The sequence below is a fragment of the Ruegeria sp. HKCCA5463 genome (assembly GCF_013034175.1).
In the GTDB taxonomy this organism is placed as follows: Bacteria; Pseudomonadota; Alphaproteobacteria; order Rhodobacterales; family Rhodobacteraceae; genus Ruegeria.
Genome location: NZ_WQFL01000004.1, coordinates 168,397 through 184,555, shown reverse-complemented (window position 1 = coordinate 184,555; position 16,159 = coordinate 168,397). Strand labels below are relative to the sequence as shown.

Below are 16,159 nucleotides of genomic sequence, written 5' to 3'. Positions count from 1 at the left end.
ATTTGGCGGTGATCCCGTCACAAAGGAAAGTCAGTAGATGAACTGGGACACGTTTTCGTATTGGGGTCAGCACATCTCGAAATGGGCGGCGGATTATCACAGGACACTTGCTGAACGTCCCGTGCGGGCGCAGACCGCGCCGGGGGAAATCGCGGCACAGCTTGTTGCAACGCCACCCGAGATAGGCGAGCCGATGGACGCCATCATGGCCGATTTTGAACGGATCGTGATGCCGGGCATCACCCATTGGCAGCATCCGCGCTTTTTTGCGTATTTCCCGGCCAACGCTGCACCCCCGTCCATGTTGGCCGAGATGCTGGTGACGACCATCGCGGCCCAATGCATGTTGTGGCAGACCTCGCCTGCCGCGACCGAGGTCGAGGGCGTCATGGTCGACTGGCTGCGGCAGGCCCTCGGATTACCCGAGGGTATGACCGGCGTCATACAGGACAGCGCCTCTTCGGCCACCTTGTCGGCGGTACTGACCATGCGGGAACGGGCCACCGGCTTTACCGGCAACCGGGAGGGCCTGAACGCGAAGGGAGCGTTGCGGATCTATTGTTCCGATCAGGTGCATTCGTCGATTGACCGGGCATGCTGGGTTGCCGGGATCGGTCAGGACAATCTGGTCAAGTTGCCCACGCAGGGGCCGAATTTCGGGATTGTTCCCTCGGCGCTTGAGGCCGCCATTCAGAATGACATAGCCGCCGGACATGTCCCGGCCGGGATCGTTGCGATTACCGGTGGCACAGGTGTGGGGGCCTGCGATGATCTGATGGCCGTGGCTGATATTGCGCAAAAATACGACCTCTACACCCATCTTGACGCCGCCTGGGCGGGTTCGGCCATGATCTGCCCCGAATTCCGCAGGGCTCTGTGGCAGGGCGCCGACCGCTATGACAGCATCGTCTTTAACCCGCATAAGTGGATGGGTGCGCAATTCGATTGTGCGATCCAGTTCCTGAGGGACGCCACGCCGCAGCTCGATACGCTGAAAATCGAACCGGAATACCTCAAGACGACCGGTGCAGAGGTGACGAATTACTCTGAGTGGACCATCCCTCTGGGCCGCAGGTTCCGGGCGTTGAAAATCTGGTTCCTGTTGCGTTCCTACGGGTTGGAAGGATTGCGCGAACGGATCCGCAATCACGTGACTTGGGCCGGCGAACTGGCGGAGAAGATCGGTTCGATCGAGGGGTTCGAGATCACAACCGGCCCAATCCTCAGCCTGTTTTCCTTCCGCTGTCCCGGGGACGATGCACAGCAGCAGCGTCTGGTGGACGCGCTGAATGACGATGGGAGGATTTACCTCACGCAGGGCATGTTCGACGGCCGCAAGATCATCCGCTTTCAGGTCGGGCAATTCGATACCACCCGCGACGACGTGTTGATGGCTGCGGACGTGATCCGGGACGTGTGGGAGGCCATGAAATGAAGTTTGCAACTTTCGTTTCGGACGAAGAACGTTTCTTCGGGGCAATCACCGACGGTGGTGCCATTGCATTGAACCAGGAATTCCCGGAACACGACAGCCTTTATGAGGTGATCGCGGCCGGGGCGTTCGATCAACTGGCAGAGGCGGCCGGGGGGAAACCTGTCACCCATCCCGATTTCATCTATGACATGGTGATGCCGGATGCGCGACGTATCCTTTGCGTCGGAGTGAACTTTCCCGACCGGAACGCAGAATACAAAGATGGCAGCGCGCGGCCCAAATACATGTCCCTGTTCCCGCGTTTCGCCAGTGGCTTTACCGGCCATGACCGGCCTCTGATCCGCCCGCCGGAAAACCACACGCTGGACTACGAAGGCGAAGTTGCCATCGTGATTGGCAAGGCTGGCCGCCGCATTCCACAGGAAGACGCGTATGATCACATCGCCGCGCTGACGTTGTGCAATGAGGGAACCATTCGCGACTGGGTTCGGCACGCCAAGTTCAATGTCACACAAGGCAAGAACTGGGATAGGTCCGGGGCCATCGGCCCGTGGCTGGTTCCGTTCACGGATGCGGCTCAGCTGGATGAGGCGCGTCTTCAAACCCGTGTGAATGGCGAGCTGCGACAGGATGATACGCTGAACCGCATGATGTTCCCGATCCGGCGCGAGATCGAATATATCTCGACTTTCATGACGCTTCAGCCCGGCGATATCATTGTGACCGGTACACCGACCGGGGCGGGCGCGCGGTTCGATCCGCCGAAATTCCTGGCACCCGGTGATGTGGTCGAGGTCTCGGTCGACGGTATCGGTACTCTGCGAAACACGGTTGAGGACGAAAAAGTATGACGCCCGAAGACCATGCTCGCGCGGCCGCTGATCTGTTGCAGGCGGAACGAACGCATGAACAGATTGGCCTGCTCAGCCTGCGCCACCCCGAGATGGGCATGGATGACGCTTACGAGGTGCAGAACGCCATCTGTCGCCAGAAACTGTCCGAAGGGCGCAACGTGATCGGGTGGAAGATCGGCCTGACTTCGAAAGCCATGCAATACGCGTTGAACATCGACATTCCTGACAGTGGAATTCTGTTTGACGACATGGTGTTTGCACAGGGTGCCACCGTTCCGGCCGGGCGCTTCATCCAGCCCCGGATCGAGGCCGAAATTGCCTTTGTCATGAAATCGGCCATAGGCGCGGAAAACGTGTCCCGCGCAGATATCATCGCGGCGACGGATTACGTTGTGCCGTCCATCGAAATTCTGGATACGCGGATTCAACGGGTGGATCCCGAAACCGGCAAAGCCCGCACGGTTTTTGACACGATCAGTGACAATGCCGCCAATGCCGGTATCGTTTTGGGCAACGATCGCCACAGGGTGGATGCCTTTGATCTGCGATGGGTTGGCGCGCTGACCTTCCGCAATGGCGAGATCGAAGAAACCGGTCTGGGCGCGGGGGTGCTGAACGATCCGGTCGAAAGCGTCGTGTGGCTGGCGCGTCGCATGGCGCAATACGGTCAGAGCATCGCGCCGGGCCAGGTCGTTCTGTCCGGCAGCTTTATCCGCCCGGTCGAATGCCCCCCGGGAACAGAAATCCACGCGGATTTCGGACCGTTCGGCTCAGTCGATATCAATTTCGCCTGAAAGGAGCGCCAATGCCTGCGCCAATCAATTCGTTCAAGGCCGCGCTGACGTCTGGAACCCCTTTGATCGGGTGTTGGATCGGCTTGGCCAATGCCTATACCTCCGAGATCGCCGCAACCGCGCAGTTTGACTGGCTGCTGGTCGACGGTGAGCATGCGCCAAACGATCTGCGCTCGATCCTCGAGCAGGTGAGGGTGATTGAAGGATCTGGCAGTACCCCCGTCGCACGCCTGCCGATTGGCGAGACCTGGATGATCAAGCAATATCTTGATGCCGGTGTGCAGAATATTCTGGTGCCGATGGTCGAAAGCGGCGATCAGGCGCGCGAACTGGTGCGGGCCGTGCAGTATCCACCCCGTGGCGTTCGGGGCGTAGGTTCCGCTTTGGCGCGGGCCTCGCGTTTTGCGGCTATCCCGGATTATCTGAAAACGGCGGACGAGCAGATCTGTCTTTTGGTGCAGGTCGAAAACAGGCTTGGGCTGGAGGCGCTGGACGACATCCTGGCGACCGACGTCGATGGGGTGTTCGTCGGCCCGTCGGATCTGGCCGCAGATATGGGCCATATCGGCGATGCCGGGCACCCGGACGTGATCGAGGCCGTTCTTGATGCGATCCGGCGCATCGTTGCGGCAGGCAAGCCGGCAGGGATATTGTCGCTGGACCCGGTCATGCAGCGAAAATGCCTGGATCTGGGGGCAACATTCGTGGCCACGGACATCGATGTGACTTTGTTCGCCAAGGCAATCCGGGCTGCTGCCGCTGATGGGCTCAGCCTGCTGCCCGATCAGGTGGTTTCGGGAATCGCGCAGACAGGCGCGGCGTCGAAATACCTGCAACAGCTTTGCAAACACTGGTCGCACAAGGCTCAGGTAACATTCGATGAAACACAAGGCAGCGTGAGCTTTCCGGACGGGAACCGCGTCACCCTTTCGGCGGGCGACACCAGCCTGACCGTAATCGCCGCCACCCGGGCGCGCGGTGATCTGGCCCGATGGCAACAGGTCATCGAGGCTCATCTGGCGCGTTTTGCGTTTCGGGAAGAATTCCGCATTGATTGGTCAGGATGAGGAAAACACGTTGCGGCCCTGAACCTGCCACTGTGGCAACGGGTCAAGGGCAGGCACCCCTGTGTTGGGCTTGGAACGGTTTTGCTCGAAAGGCCTCAGCTAGAGCTTTTGGATACCATGGACGGTCAGAGTGCTGACCAGATCGGCATAGTCTTCGCGGGCCTTGGGCCCTGCTCCGCTGTTCCACATGTAATACCAGTTCAGCATCCCAAAAACTGACATCGTGGTGCCGCGCAGCTTGTCCTTGTCATCGTTGAAGGCTGTCGGGGCCAGTTCTTTCAGGATTTCGCGCACAAAATTCACCAATTCCAGCTGATACCCGCGCAGAAGTTTCTGCTGTTCCTCGGTCAAGGCGCTCATGCCGCTGATCTGCACTCGGTGTTCGTCATCTGCGCCTTGGTAGGCAAACAGGATTTCGCGCACCGCTTTCCGCAGCTTCTGTTCAGACGTAAGACCGTTCAGATCCACATTGCAGATACGGTCGCGAAGCTCGCGCAGGTAGGTTTCAAGGATGTCATACAAGATGGCATCCTTGCTGTCGTAATAGTGGTAGATGTTTGCCTTGGAAATCCCGCACTCTTTTGCCAACAGGGTCATCGAGGCGCGATCAAACCCTTGGTCGGCGAACACTTTGGCGGCCGTTTTCAGGATTTGCTTCCGCTTCTGGTCGTGATCTTTGGCGATTGTACGGGCCACGGCTTATTCCTTATCGCGATTGTCGACGACGCGCTTCGCCTTGCCCTGAGAGCGTTCGACGTCGCCGGGGTCACCTACAACAATTTCCGTTGAGACGCCAACGACGTCCTTGATCCGCTTGGTCAGCATCCGTGCCGCGGCCGTCTTGGACAGTTCGTCGGTGGAATCCGGGGACGATTCAACATAAACCCGCATGGCGTCCATGCGGCCGGATTTGTACAGCTCGATCTGATAATAAGGGGCAAGGCCCCCCGTCGCCATGACCTGTTCTTCGATCTGGCTGGGAAAGACGTTGACGCCGCGCAGGATCATCATGTCGTCGCTGCGACCGGTGATCTTGGCCATCCGGCGCATGGATCGTGCTGTCCCCGGCAGCAGGCAGGTCAGATCGCGCGTGCGATAGCGGATCATCGGCAAACCCTCCTTGGTCAGGGTCGTGAACACCAACTCGCCAGTTTCGCCATCGGGCAGGACCTCTCCGGTCGCGGGATCAATGATTTCAGGCAGGAAGTGATCTTCCCAGATCACCGGGCCATCCTTGGTTTCCACGCATTCATTGGCCACCCCGGGCCCCATGATTTCGGACAGGCCATAGATGTCGACCGCATGCATATCAAACGCATCCTCGACTTCGGCACGCATGGCGTCTGTCCAGGGCTCGGCACCGAACACGCCAACCTTCAGCGAGCTTTCACGCGGGTCGAGCCCCGCCTTGTGGAACTGTTCAAGGATATTGAGCATATAGGAAGGCGTAACCATGATCCCGTCGGGCCGGAAATCGTTGATCAGGTTGACTTGCTTTTCGGTTTGCCCGCCGGACATGGGGACGACGGTCGCGCCAAGTCGCTCGATCCCGTAATGTGCGCCAAGACCGCCGGTGAACAACCCGTAACCATAGGCATTGTGCACCATGTCACCTTTGCGCAACCCCGATGCGCGCAGGGACCTTGCGCCCAGATCCGCCCAATTGTCGATGTCGTTTTTCGTGTAGCCCACCACCGTCGGCTTGCCCGTCGTACCGGACGAGGCGTGCAGGCGAATGATCTGGCTGCGTGGAACGGCGAACAGGCCGAACGGATAGTTGTCACGCAGATCATTCTTGTACGTGAACGGAAACTTCGCCAGATCCGAAAGCTGCTGAAGATCGTCAGGATGCACACCGGTTTCGTCAAACCGTTGCTTATACATCGGAACGTTCTCATAGGCGTGGCGAACGGACCATTTGAGGCGTTCAAGCTGCGTCGCGCGGATTTCGTCGATTGAGGCGATCTCGATCGGGTCCAGATCCGCTTTGTTTGGGGAAAGGTCTTCCATCGCGTCACTCCTCCAGTCGCGAAGCTATTCCTGAAAATTCTGCCCGCCGACCGCGCGGGACATTCCGCGAAACTCGGCGATCAGGGTGTTGTCTTGATTGGTGACGCGGACGTCATAGATGCCACTGCGGCCGGTGACGGCAACCTCTGTCGCGGTTGCGGTCAGAAGGTCCCCCTTTTTTCCGGGCGCGAGATAGCTCATCATCGTATGCTGGCCGACGGTTGCCACGTTGCGACTGTTGCAGGCGAAGGCAAAGGCGCTGTCGGCCAGGGCATGAGTGACGCCCCCGTGGCAAATGCCGTGCCCGTTGCAGTGATGGTCCCCGACTGTCAGGGTCAGGACTGCACGGCCTTCGTCGACGTCGACCAGATCCATCCCGAACCATTTGCTGGCTTGGTCATTCGCCCACATCGCTTCAGCGGATCTCGTGGCACGTTCCTTGGGTGTCATCATCAGCGTCCCTGGAAATTCGGTGCCCGCTTTTCAAGAAAACTGGATACGCCTTCGGCGTAATCCGCGCTTTCCCCGCAGGTCTTCATTGCGTCTGCTTCGATCTCGAGCTGATCCGAGAGGGACGTGGTGGCAGCAGTTTGAATGCACTGTTTGGTCAGCCCGAGCCCGAGGGTGGGGCCGTTTGCCAATTGCGCGGCAAGCGCGCGCGCTTCGGTCATCAATTGATCGTCGGCCACTGCCTTCCAGATCAGCCCCCAATCTTCGGCTTGTTTGGCCGGAAGGGGTTGGGCTGTCAGGGCCAGCCCCTTGGCGCGCGCCTCGCCCAACAGGCGCGGCAAGTGCCAACTGCCGCCTGTGTCGGGAATCAGGCCCACCTTGGAAAAGCTCTGAATGAATTTCGCACTTTCCGCAGCCAGAACCATATCACAGGCCAGCGCCAGATTTGCACCCGCCCCGGCGGCTACTCCGTTCACGGCGCAGATCACCGGGATATTCATCGACCGGATCAACCGGACAAGAGGGGCATAGAACCTGCGTACCGTTTTGCTTAAATCCGGCGGGCCATCCATTTTCGACGGGTCGCGATCGCCGAGGTCCTGACCGGCACAAAACCCTCGTCCGGCACCGGTCAGCAATATCGCGCGGGCCCCGCTGTCGCGCGCGGCTTTCAGCGCATCCTGAAGCGCCAGGTGCATTTCTTCATTGAACGAGTTCAGCTTGTCCGGGCGGTTCAGGGTGATTTCGGCCCAGTTCCCGTTGTCTTGTACAAGAATCGTATCGCTCATGACTGTCTCATCTGGTCTCGTTTCAACTTAATCATTGCATTAACCGAACGGTTGGTCAATATATAAACCCGAACCGAATCTGAACCGATCAAAGGGATTGCAAATGTCGCAGTCGTCGCTGGTGAGCGTTGAATTTGAGGGCGACGTGGCGTGGGTCACCATTGACAACCCGCCGGTAAACGCGACGTCGACAGGTGTTCGGCAAGGGCTGTCTGACGCGGTTGATGCGGTCAAGGGCGCGCGTGTGGCGGTGCTGTGTTGCGCCGGAAAAACTTTTGTCGCAGGCGGCGACATGTCCGAATTCGATGCGCCGCCGGTCGAGCCGCACTTGCCCGACGTTGTTCAGAAAATCGAAGACAGCGAGGTTCCGTTCATTGCCTGCATGCATGGCAACGTGCTGGGTGGCGGGTTCGAAATCGCTATGGCCTGTGCATGGCGGATCGCGGCGCCGGGAACGGGATTTGGCCTGCCGGAAGTCAATGTGGGTTTGATCCCCGGGGCAGGGGGCACACAACGATTGCCGCGTCTGGTCGGGATGCAGGCTGCAATTGACGTGGCCTGTTCGGGCAAAATTCTCAAGGCAGAGACACTGGCCGAGCTTGGCGGCGTCGACCGCGTCGCCGAAGACCCCAAGGCTGCTGCTCTGGAATTGGTTGCCGACCTGCCCGAACGCCCAATACCTGTCAGCCAGCGTGCTGTGGCGGAATTTGCGCCGGATCTGTTGGAGGCGAGCCGCGAGGCTTTGAAAAAACGCGCCAAGGGTCAGAAATCGCCATTGGAAAACCTGACGGCGCTTGGTTGGTCGGTTGAGCCATTTGCCACCGCACAACCGAAAGAGCGCGCGCGCCATCTGGAGTTGCGCCAAAGCCCGGAAAGCCGCGCTTTGCGCTACGCGTTTTTTGGTGAACGGGCCGTGTCCAAACCTTCTTTGATCAAAGGTGTGGCCGCCCGTGACATAACACGGATCGCCGTTGTCGGAGGTGGGTTGATGGGGGCAGGGATCGCAACTGCGGCCCTGAACGGCGGGCTGTCCGTGACGTTGATCGAGCGAGACGCCGACGCCGCGGCCGCAGCGCGCAATCGGGTCGAGGGTCTGCTGCAAGGCGCGGTCAAGAGAGGCAAGATGTCCGAGGCGCAGCTTCGGGATCGCCTTGCTGCGTTTCGTGCGGTGAACAGTTATGCAGACGCTGCGGATGCCGAACTGGCGATCGAGGCCGTCTTTGAAGACCTGTCCGTCAAGCAGCAGGTATTTGACGAGCTGGCAAGGCGTATGAGCAGCGATGCGATTTTGGCCACCAATACGTCCTATCTGGACCCGCGCGAAATTTTCGCGGACGTCGGCAATCAGGCCCGATGCATCGGGCTGCATTTCTTTAGCCCGGCCCATGTCATGAAACTGCTCGAGATCGTGGTAGCTCCGCAAACGTCTGCTGAAGTGGTCGCAACCGCGGTCGCGCTTGGGAAGAAGCTTCGCAAGGTTTCGGTGCTGTCGGGTATCTGCGATGGGTTCATTGGCAACCGCATGTTGGCTGCCTATCGGCGCGCGGCCGATTATCTGCTGGCAGATGGGGCGCTTCCCCATCAGGTGGACCGTGCAATGCGGGCGTTCGGGATGCCCATGGGGCCGTACGAGCTTCAGGATCTGACCGGTCTTCAAATTGCCTGGGCAAACCGCAAACGCAATGCCGCCAACCGCGACCCGAACGAACGTTATGTCACCATCGCGGACCAGCTTTGTCAGCACGAGCGTTTCGGCCAGCGTGTCGGCAAAGGGTGGTACCGTTACGAAGAGGGCAGTCGCGATCCGGTTCGGGATCCCGAAGTTGAGGCATTGATTGAAGCTTATTCCGACCAGCAGGGCATCACCCGCAGGGATTTTTCGGACGAGGAAATCTGTTCTCGGTTGCTGGCGGTCTTGGCCAACGAGGGCGCTTTGATCATTGAAGAGGGGATCGCGGAAAACGCCGAAGCTGTCGATATGGTTCAAATCCATGGATACGGCTTTCCCCGTTGGAGAGGAGGACCGATGAACTATTGCAACGAAATCGGCATCAGCCGGTGCGCCGCAAATATGCTAACCGTAGCGAAAGAAAGCCCCGGTTCGTGGCGCCTCGCGGGCCAATTGGAAAACAATTAACATGTTGATGGTTACAAAAGTGACCATTAACGCATTCTCGAGTCATGTTTCACAGGGAGGAGACAAAACCATGAAGTTCACCAAGTTGAGCACTCTTTTGGCCTCGGCCGCGCTGGCCGTTTCGGGCACGGTGGCGCTGGCAGCGGATTATACGCTGACGATTTCCAGCTGGGCACCGCCGACCCACGGCATAAACGCGAAGATGTGGCCGAAATTCGTGGAAATGGTCGAAGAAGCCACCGACGGCAAAGTCACAGCTGAACTGAAGCTGGGAATTGCCCCGCCGCCGGCGCAGATGGACCTGATCATGGATGGCGCGGCGGATGCGTCGATCATCTTCCACGGATACCAGCCCGGTCGTTTCGTCACCACCAAGATGATTGAGCTGCCCGGATATGAGGGCTCGGCCGAAGCGGCCTCGGTCGCGTATTGGCGTACATACGACAAGTATCTCAAGGCAGCGGACGAACATCGCGGTGTGAAAGTGATCGCCCTGCACACCCATGGCCCGGCACAGCTTCATTCCAGCAGCCCAGTGACCAAGCTCGACGAGGTATCGGGCCTCAAAGTCCGTATCCCGGGTGGTGTCGGCGGAGATGTCGGCACCGCGCTGGGCGCAACCGGAATCCAGGTTCCCGCGCCGAAAGTATACGAGACACTCGCGTCGAAAGCTGCTGATGGCGTGGTCATGCCATTTGAATCCCGCAAGGGTTTCAAACTGACGGAAGTGGCGCAAAACGTATATGAAGTTCCGGGTGGCCTGTATCGCGGGTCATTTGCGTTCATCATGAACGAAGACACTTTTGCGGATCTTCCCGCCGATGTGCAGGCCGCTTTGGAAGAAAAGGTCTTCGGCGAACCGCTGAGCCGCGAAATCGGTAAAATCTGGGATGAGATCGACGCGATCGGCCGTGAGGCGACCGAGCAGACCGAGGGCAACGCGATCAATGCAGCCTCTGCCGAAGATCTGGAAAAGTTCAATGCGATTGCTGCCGATGTGCGCGCCAAGGTCATCGAAGAGGTCAATGGCACGGGCGTCGATGCGCAAGCCGCTTATGACATGATCGTTAACGAAATGGCTGCCCAGTAACGCAGCCCGGCTGGCGGGGTTGACCCGCCAGCCATCTTCACCCGTTGGGGGCCAATCATGCAATCTATCGTGACCTTCGCGCGTCGCGTCAGTATCATTCCGACGGTGCTGGCCTGTGTGGCGCTGTTCATCCTGATGGTGATGACCTTTTTTGACGTCATCCTGCGCTCAGTCTTCAATGCTCCGATCGAGGCGGCAACCGAACTGACGCGGATTCTGATGGCGATCCTTGTGTTCTCGGTTCTGCCGATGATTTCGGCCGGGAAAGGGCAAATCGCCGTTGATCTGACCGATGGAATTTTTTCCCGCCTGCGGCTGAGCAGGGTGCGCGATGCAATTGTCTATCTGGTGTCCGGCATCATGCTGATCTGGCCGATTCAGCGCGTTTGGGTTCTGGCTGAACGTGCAAGGGATTACGGGGATGTCACCGAATACCTGTCGATCCCTGTCTTCTATGTCGGCTGGTTCATCGCCGCCTTCACCGCAATAACGGCCGTTGCGATGGTCATCACCGGTCTTTTGCACATCTTTGCCCCCCAAACCTTGTCGGAGCACGCCTGATGACTGCCGCACTGATCGGTTTCGCCCTTGTCTTGGTTCTTGTGTTGGTACGTTTGCCCATCGTGTTTGCGATGGGCCTCGTGGGGACGCTTGGGTTCGCATATGAACGCGGTGGCAGCATTCTGTCCGAGCGCGGGCTGAAGGCCGCCATGTCGATGGTGGGTCGCCAGATTACGGACACGGCACAGGACTATGGCCTTTCGGTCGTTCCACTGTTCATCCTCATGGGCCTGTTCGTGAACAAGGGCGGGCTCGCGCGCGAGTTATACGCGGTTTCAAACGCCTTCCTGGGCCACTTCCGAGGTGGTATCGCCATGGCGACGGTTGCCGCGTGCGGCGGCTTTTCGGCCATTTGCGGTTCCTCGCTGGCAACGGCTGCGACCATGTCCAAAGTCGCGATGCCCGAGATGCGCCGGTACCGCTACTCGGATGAGCTGTCGACCGCGTCGATTGCAGCGGGGGGCACGCTGGGTATCCTGATCCCACCGTCGGTCATTTTGGTGATCTACGGCCTGCTGACCGAAACATCGATCGGCAAACTCTTCGTTGCGGGCATCATCCCCGGTGTACTTGGCATCCTCTTCTATCTGTTCGCGGTGCGCTGGACCGTTTGGCGCAGGCCCGAGGCCGGCCCCGCCGGTGAACGCCACGGCTGGGGCGAACGCCTGTCGGCCCTGCGCTCGGTCTGGGCGGTGTTGCTTTTGTTCTTCCTGGTGATCGGCGGCTTGTACGGAGCGTTCGATTTCTATCCTCTGAACCTGACCTTCAGCCCGACCGAAGCCGCCGGTATGGGCGCCATGGGGGCATTCCTGATCGCATTGTCGCGCGGCGGGCTGACCCTTGGGTCGACCTTTGAAGTGCTGAAGGAAACCAGTTTCACCGCCGCGGCGCTGTTCTCGGTTCTGATCGGCGCGCAGATCTTTTCGAACTTCATCAACCTGGCCGGTCTGCCCGAAGCGTTGATCGCCTTGGTCACCGCATATGAGGTGGAGCCCTTCGTCGTGATCCTGATGATCCTCGGGATCTACATCATTCTGGGATGCGTCTTTGAATCGCTGTCGATGCTGTTGCTGACGGTTCCGATCTTTTTCCCACTGGTCACGTCATTGGGATATGATCCGATCTGGTTCGGCATCGTTGTCGTCGTCGTGACCGAGATCAGTTTGATCACGCCGCCCGTGGGTCTGAACGTGTTCATTCTGAAAGGCGTGGTCGGGGACGTATCGACCGGAACAATCTTCAAGGGGGTCACACCGTTCTGGGTGGCAGACATCTTCCGTCTGGCTCTAATCGTTCTGGTGCCTTGGCTGGTTCTGGTCCTTCCCGAACAAATGGGAGCGATGGGTCACTGATGTTCTCTTTGACTGCGCTTCCGGACGGGTTTCATACGGATCCCTATCCAACCTACGCCGCGTTGCGCGAAGACACGCCCGTCTGCTGGCAGCCCGATGGTTCGGTGGTCCTGTCGCGGTATGACGACCTGGATCTGGTGTACCGGGATACCGAGCGTTTCATATCGGATAAAAAGGCGGTTTTCGGCCCCAAATACGGTATCGACAGCCCGCTGTACGAACACCATACCACCAGCCTTGTGTTCAATGATCCGCCTCTGCATACCCGCGTCCGCAAGGTCATGGTCGGTGCGATGAACCCACGGGCGCTGGCGCAGATGGAACCGGGCCTGATTCAACTTGTCGATGGGCTGCTGGACGAGATGCAGGCCAAGGGCTCGGTAGAGTTGATCGAGGATTTCGCCGGTGCCATCCCGATCGAGATCATCGGCCACCTGCTTGGCATTCCCAGATCGGAACGTGGCCCTTTGCGGGATTGGTCTTTGGCTATTCTGGGCGCTTTGGAACCTCAATTGACGCCCGAGCAGGAAGAGTGGGGCAACCGGTCGGTATATGATTTCAAGGACTATCTTCGGCATGTCATAGAAGATCGCCGGGCCAATCCCGGAGATCCTGCGACGGATGTCCTGACACGTTTGATGCAGGATGACACCGATGGTGGCTTGACCGAGGTCGAGCTGTACCAGAACTGCATCTTCATTCTGAATGCAGGGCACGAGACCACCACCAACCTGATCGGCAACGCATTGGAACTGTTGGAACGGCACCGCGACAAACGGGCCGAGCTTCTGGCCAATCCGGATCTGATCAACACGGCAGTGGACGAGTTTCTGCGGCTGGAAAGCCCAAATCAGTTTGGCAATCGTCTGACCACCGAAGATGTAATGTTCCACGGTCAGACCATTCCGGCAGGTACGGACATTCACCTGTGTATCGGCGCGGCCAATCGCGATCCGCGGCAGTTTGCACAACCTGATGAGGTTGTATTGGATCGACGTCCCAACAAGCATCACGCGTTTGCCGGAGGTCCCCATACCTGCGTCGGCCTGACCCTGGCGCGTATGGAGGGTCGCGTGGCCGTCGGACGGTTTCTTGCGCGATTCCCGACCTATCGCATCACTGACGGCGCCGAACGGGGCGGGCGCATCCGGTTTCGGGGTTTCGCGCGACTGCCAGCTCAAGTCTGAGATGTGCGGTTTGGGTTGCCAATTCGCCAATTTATTGACCGACCGATCGGTTTATATTATGATTTCGTGAGACGGGCATATGGCCGCGAGAAGTTCACACAACAAATGAGGAGACGCTCATGACAATCCAACAGATTTCCAGCTTCGCGGCCGGTGAATGGGTTTCGCCCGGTGCGGGTGCCCGCAATATTACAAGCGCGGTCACCGGCGAGGTGATCGCCACGGCTGGCAATAGCGCGTTGGATGTGCAGGGGATGCTGGACTATGCGCGCAATGTGGGCGGGCCGGCGCTGCGGCAGATGACGTTCCACGAGCGGGCCAAGATGCTCAAGGCGTTGTCCGTTCATTTGGGTCAGCACAAACAGGCAATGTATGACCTGTCTTTCAGCACAGGTGCGACCCAGTCCGACCACTTGATCGACATAGACGGTGGTATCGGCACGATGTTCGTCTTCGCTTCGAAAGGTCGACGCGAGATGCCGGACGGACATGTCTATCTTGACGGTGAGGTCGAGCAGTTGTCGCGCAATGGCACCTTTCTGGGGCAGCATATCTGCACCCCGTTGCATGGGGTGGCGGTTCACATCAACGCGTTCAACTTTCCTGTTTGGGGGATGCTGGAAAAGCTGGCTCCAACGCTTCTGGCAGGCGTTCCGGCCATCGTAAAGCCAGCGACGAACTCGTGCTACGTCACCGAACTATGCGTCCGGCTGATGCTGGACTCCGGCATTTTGCCTGCCGGCGCGTTGCAGCTGGTTTCGGGTGGTCTGGGCGATATGCTGGACCGTCTGACCATGCAGGACGTGGTCAGTTTCACCGGATCCGCGGAAACGGCGTCGAAACTGCGTTCCAACCCGGTGATTCTGGAGAATTCTGTTCGTTTCGTAGCCGAGCAGGACAGTCTGAACTGCTCCATCCTGGGCCCTGATGCCGAGCCTGAAACGCCGGAATTCGATCTTTTCGTCAAAGAAGTCCAGCGCGAGATGACCACGAAGGCCGGGCAGAAATGTACGGCGATCCGCCGGATCATTGCCCCAGAGCCTCAGGTGCAGGCGGTGATCGAAGCCCTGTCCGTGCGGTTGGCAAAAACGGTTATCGGCGACCCAAGGCTGGAAACCACACGCATGGGCGCGCTGGTCTCGAACGGTCAGAAACGCGATGTTCTGGAAAAGGCGGCAATCATTGGGCAGGAAGCCGAGCGCGTTTTCGGCAACCCTGACGATTTTCAGGTTGATGGGGCGGATGCCGAGAAAGGCGCGTTCCTGCCGCCGATGTTGTACCACTGTGCCAATCCGGATGCGGCCCGACGCGTCCATGACACCGAGGCTTTTGGCCCGGTCAGCACGGTGATGGGGTATCGCGATCTTGACCATGCGATCGAACTGGCAAATCGCGGGCAAGGGTCGCTGGTGGCATCGGTCATAACCTGTGACGCGGATGTGGCACGGCACGTTGCCCTGGGGGCCGGGGCCTATCACGGGCGGCTGTATTTCAACAATCGCGACTCGATGAAGGAATCTACCGGCCACGGCTCTCCTCTGCCGCATATGGTTCACGGCGGACCTGGACGCGCTGGTGGCGGCGAGGAGATGGGCGGTGTGCGTGGCGTGAAGCATTACATGCAGAGGACAGCCATTCAGGGATCGCCTGATCTGCTGACCGCGATCGGGAACAAATGGGTTCCCGGCGCGACCGAGGTCGAAGGGCCAGCCCATCCGTTCACGCGCCGGTTTCACGAGTTGGCGATTGGCGAGACCCTCCACACGGCGCCCCGTACAATCACGATGGAAGACATCGAACACTTTGCCAATTTCACCGGCGATACGTTCTATGCGCATATGGATCAGGCAGCGGCGGAACGGAACCCGTTCTTCCCGGGCCGTGTGGCCCATGGGTATCTGCTTTTGTCATTTGCAGCCGGATTGTTTGTTGAACCGAACGAAGGCCCAGTTCTGGCAAACACCGGTCTTGACGGGTTGCGATTCATGAAGCCCGTCGAGGCGGGTGATACCATCAAGGTGCGGTTGACGGTCAAGGCCAAGACCAAACGGAACGAGGAATACGGCGAAGTCCGCTGGCATGTCACCCTGACCCAGCAGGATGATGAAATGGTTGCGGAATATGAGCTTTTGACGATGGTCGCCTACTAGGCCCGGAACCCATTGAACTTGGCAGGTCAGCGTGTTCACGGTTCGAAAAAAACGAGCGGTGAACATGTCTGATCTTCGGGATACGTGCCAGAAACCAAGGTCGCAAACAGTGCTGGTTGCCTGCAAAGCACGCCAAGCGGCGCAATCGCGTCAAGATCTTGTTCGACAGGATCAAGGGCTGGCGGCGCGTCGCAACCCTGTGCAACCGAGGCTCAATGGTCTTCTCGTCCGCGTCGCCATCGTCATCTGTTGGCTGTGACTCCTCGTCCCCGCGCCCGTTAAAC

General features: G+C 59.0%; 14 protein-coding genes. 10 read left to right on the top strand and 4 right to left on the bottom strand.

The window, feature by feature from the left end; genetic code table 11:
* Window positions 1-37: 37 nt before the first annotated feature.
* Genes GOW09_RS10785 through GOW09_RS10770 form a run of 4 tightly spaced genes read left to right on the top strand, consistent with a single transcriptional unit; the run spans window position 38 to window position 4,150 of the window.
* Entirely contained in the window at window positions 38-1,435 is a 1,398-nt protein-coding gene (locus tag GOW09_RS10785) for a pyridoxal-dependent decarboxylase (RefSeq protein ID WP_171118155.1), read from the top strand.
* Window positions 1,432-2,286: a fumarylacetoacetate hydrolase family protein gene (locus GOW09_RS10780; RefSeq protein WP_171118153.1), complete on the top strand. Its 855-nt coding sequence runs from the start codon at window positions 1,432-1,434 to the stop codon at window positions 2,284-2,286. Before GOW09_RS10785 ends, GOW09_RS10780 begins: the two co-directional genes overlap by 4 nt.
* The gene (gene hpaH / locus GOW09_RS10775; protein WP_171118151.1) at window positions 2,283-3,083 is read left to right on the top strand and encodes a 2-oxo-hept-4-ene-1,7-dioate hydratase; all 801 of its coding nucleotides are present in this window, start codon (window positions 2,283-2,285) and stop codon (window positions 3,081-3,083) included. The genes GOW09_RS10780 and hpaH overlap by 4 nt, the downstream gene beginning before the upstream one ends.
* Before the next feature lie 11 nt (window positions 3,084-3,094).
* Window positions 3,095-4,150, top strand: coding sequence for an aldolase/citrate lyase family protein (locus tag GOW09_RS10770; RefSeq protein ID WP_171118149.1), 1,056 nt, complete (start codon window positions 3,095-3,097; stop codon window positions 4,148-4,150).
* A gap of 99 nt (window positions 4,151-4,249) precedes the next feature.
* Here GOW09_RS10770 and GOW09_RS10765 read toward each other — a convergent pair whose 3' ends face one another.
* The 4 genes from GOW09_RS10765 to paaG are packed head-to-tail and all read right to left on the bottom strand — an operon-like array spanning window position 4,250 to window position 7,398.
* The gene (locus GOW09_RS10765) at window positions 4,250-4,846 is read right to left on the bottom strand and encodes a TetR/AcrR family transcriptional regulator (RefSeq protein WP_171118146.1); all 597 of its coding nucleotides are present in this window, start codon (window positions 4,844-4,846) and stop codon (window positions 4,250-4,252) included.
* Between the two features lie 3 nt (window positions 4,847-4,849).
* Window positions 4,850-6,160 (bottom strand): phenylacetate--CoA ligase PaaK, encoded by a 1,311-nt coding sequence (gene paaK, locus GOW09_RS10760; protein ID WP_171118144.1) that lies wholly within the window; start codon window positions 6,158-6,160, stop codon window positions 4,850-4,852.
* A 24-nt stretch (window positions 6,161-6,184) separates the two neighbouring features.
* Complete coding sequence (paaI, locus tag GOW09_RS10755) at window positions 6,185-6,610, bottom strand: hydroxyphenylacetyl-CoA thioesterase PaaI (protein ID WP_170345375.1); 426 nt, start codon at window positions 6,608-6,610, stop codon at window positions 6,185-6,187.
* A gap of 2 nt (window positions 6,611-6,612) precedes the next feature.
* Window positions 6,613-7,398, bottom strand: a complete 786-nt coding sequence (paaG, locus tag GOW09_RS10750) for a 2-(1,2-epoxy-1,2-dihydrophenyl)acetyl-CoA isomerase PaaG (RefSeq protein WP_171118142.1) — start codon at window positions 7,396-7,398, stop codon at window positions 6,613-6,615.
* Window positions 7,399-7,501: 103 nt separating this feature from the next.
* Here paaG and GOW09_RS10745 point away from each other — a divergent pair, with 103 nt between their 5' ends.
* The 6 genes from GOW09_RS10745 to paaZ all read left to right on the top strand — a co-directional run bounded on the left by GOW09_RS10745 (window position 7,502) and on the right by paaZ (window position 15,875).
* Window positions 7,502-9,535 carry an FAD-dependent oxidoreductase gene (locus GOW09_RS10745; RefSeq protein WP_171118140.1) on the top strand — a complete coding sequence of 678 codons (2,034 nt, stop codon included), beginning with the start codon at window positions 7,502-7,504 and terminating at the stop codon, window positions 9,533-9,535.
* Between the two features lie 70 nt (window positions 9,536-9,605).
* Window positions 9,606-10,625: a TRAP transporter substrate-binding protein gene (locus GOW09_RS10740; protein ID WP_171118138.1), complete on the top strand. Its 1,020-nt coding sequence runs from the start codon at window positions 9,606-9,608 to the stop codon at window positions 10,623-10,625.
* A gap of 57 nt (window positions 10,626-10,682) precedes the next feature.
* Window positions 10,683-11,186, top strand: coding sequence for a TRAP transporter small permease (locus GOW09_RS10735; RefSeq protein ID WP_171118136.1), 504 nt, complete (start codon window positions 10,683-10,685; stop codon window positions 11,184-11,186).
* Window positions 11,186-12,538: a TRAP transporter large permease gene (locus GOW09_RS10730; RefSeq protein WP_171118134.1), complete on the top strand. Its 1,353-nt coding sequence runs from the start codon at window positions 11,186-11,188 to the stop codon at window positions 12,536-12,538. The genes GOW09_RS10735 and GOW09_RS10730 overlap by 1 nt, the downstream gene beginning before the upstream one ends.
* Window positions 12,538-13,725 (top strand): cytochrome P450, encoded by a 1,188-nt coding sequence (locus GOW09_RS10725; RefSeq protein WP_171118132.1) that lies wholly within the window; start codon window positions 12,538-12,540, stop codon window positions 13,723-13,725. The genes GOW09_RS10730 and GOW09_RS10725 overlap by 1 nt, the downstream gene beginning before the upstream one ends.
* Window positions 13,726-13,844: 119 nt before the next feature.
* Window positions 13,845-15,875, top strand: coding sequence for a phenylacetic acid degradation bifunctional protein PaaZ (gene paaZ, locus GOW09_RS10720; RefSeq protein ID WP_171118130.1), 2,031 nt, complete (start codon window positions 13,845-13,847; stop codon window positions 15,873-15,875).
* The last annotated feature ends 284 nt before the right edge of the window (window positions 15,876-16,159 follow it).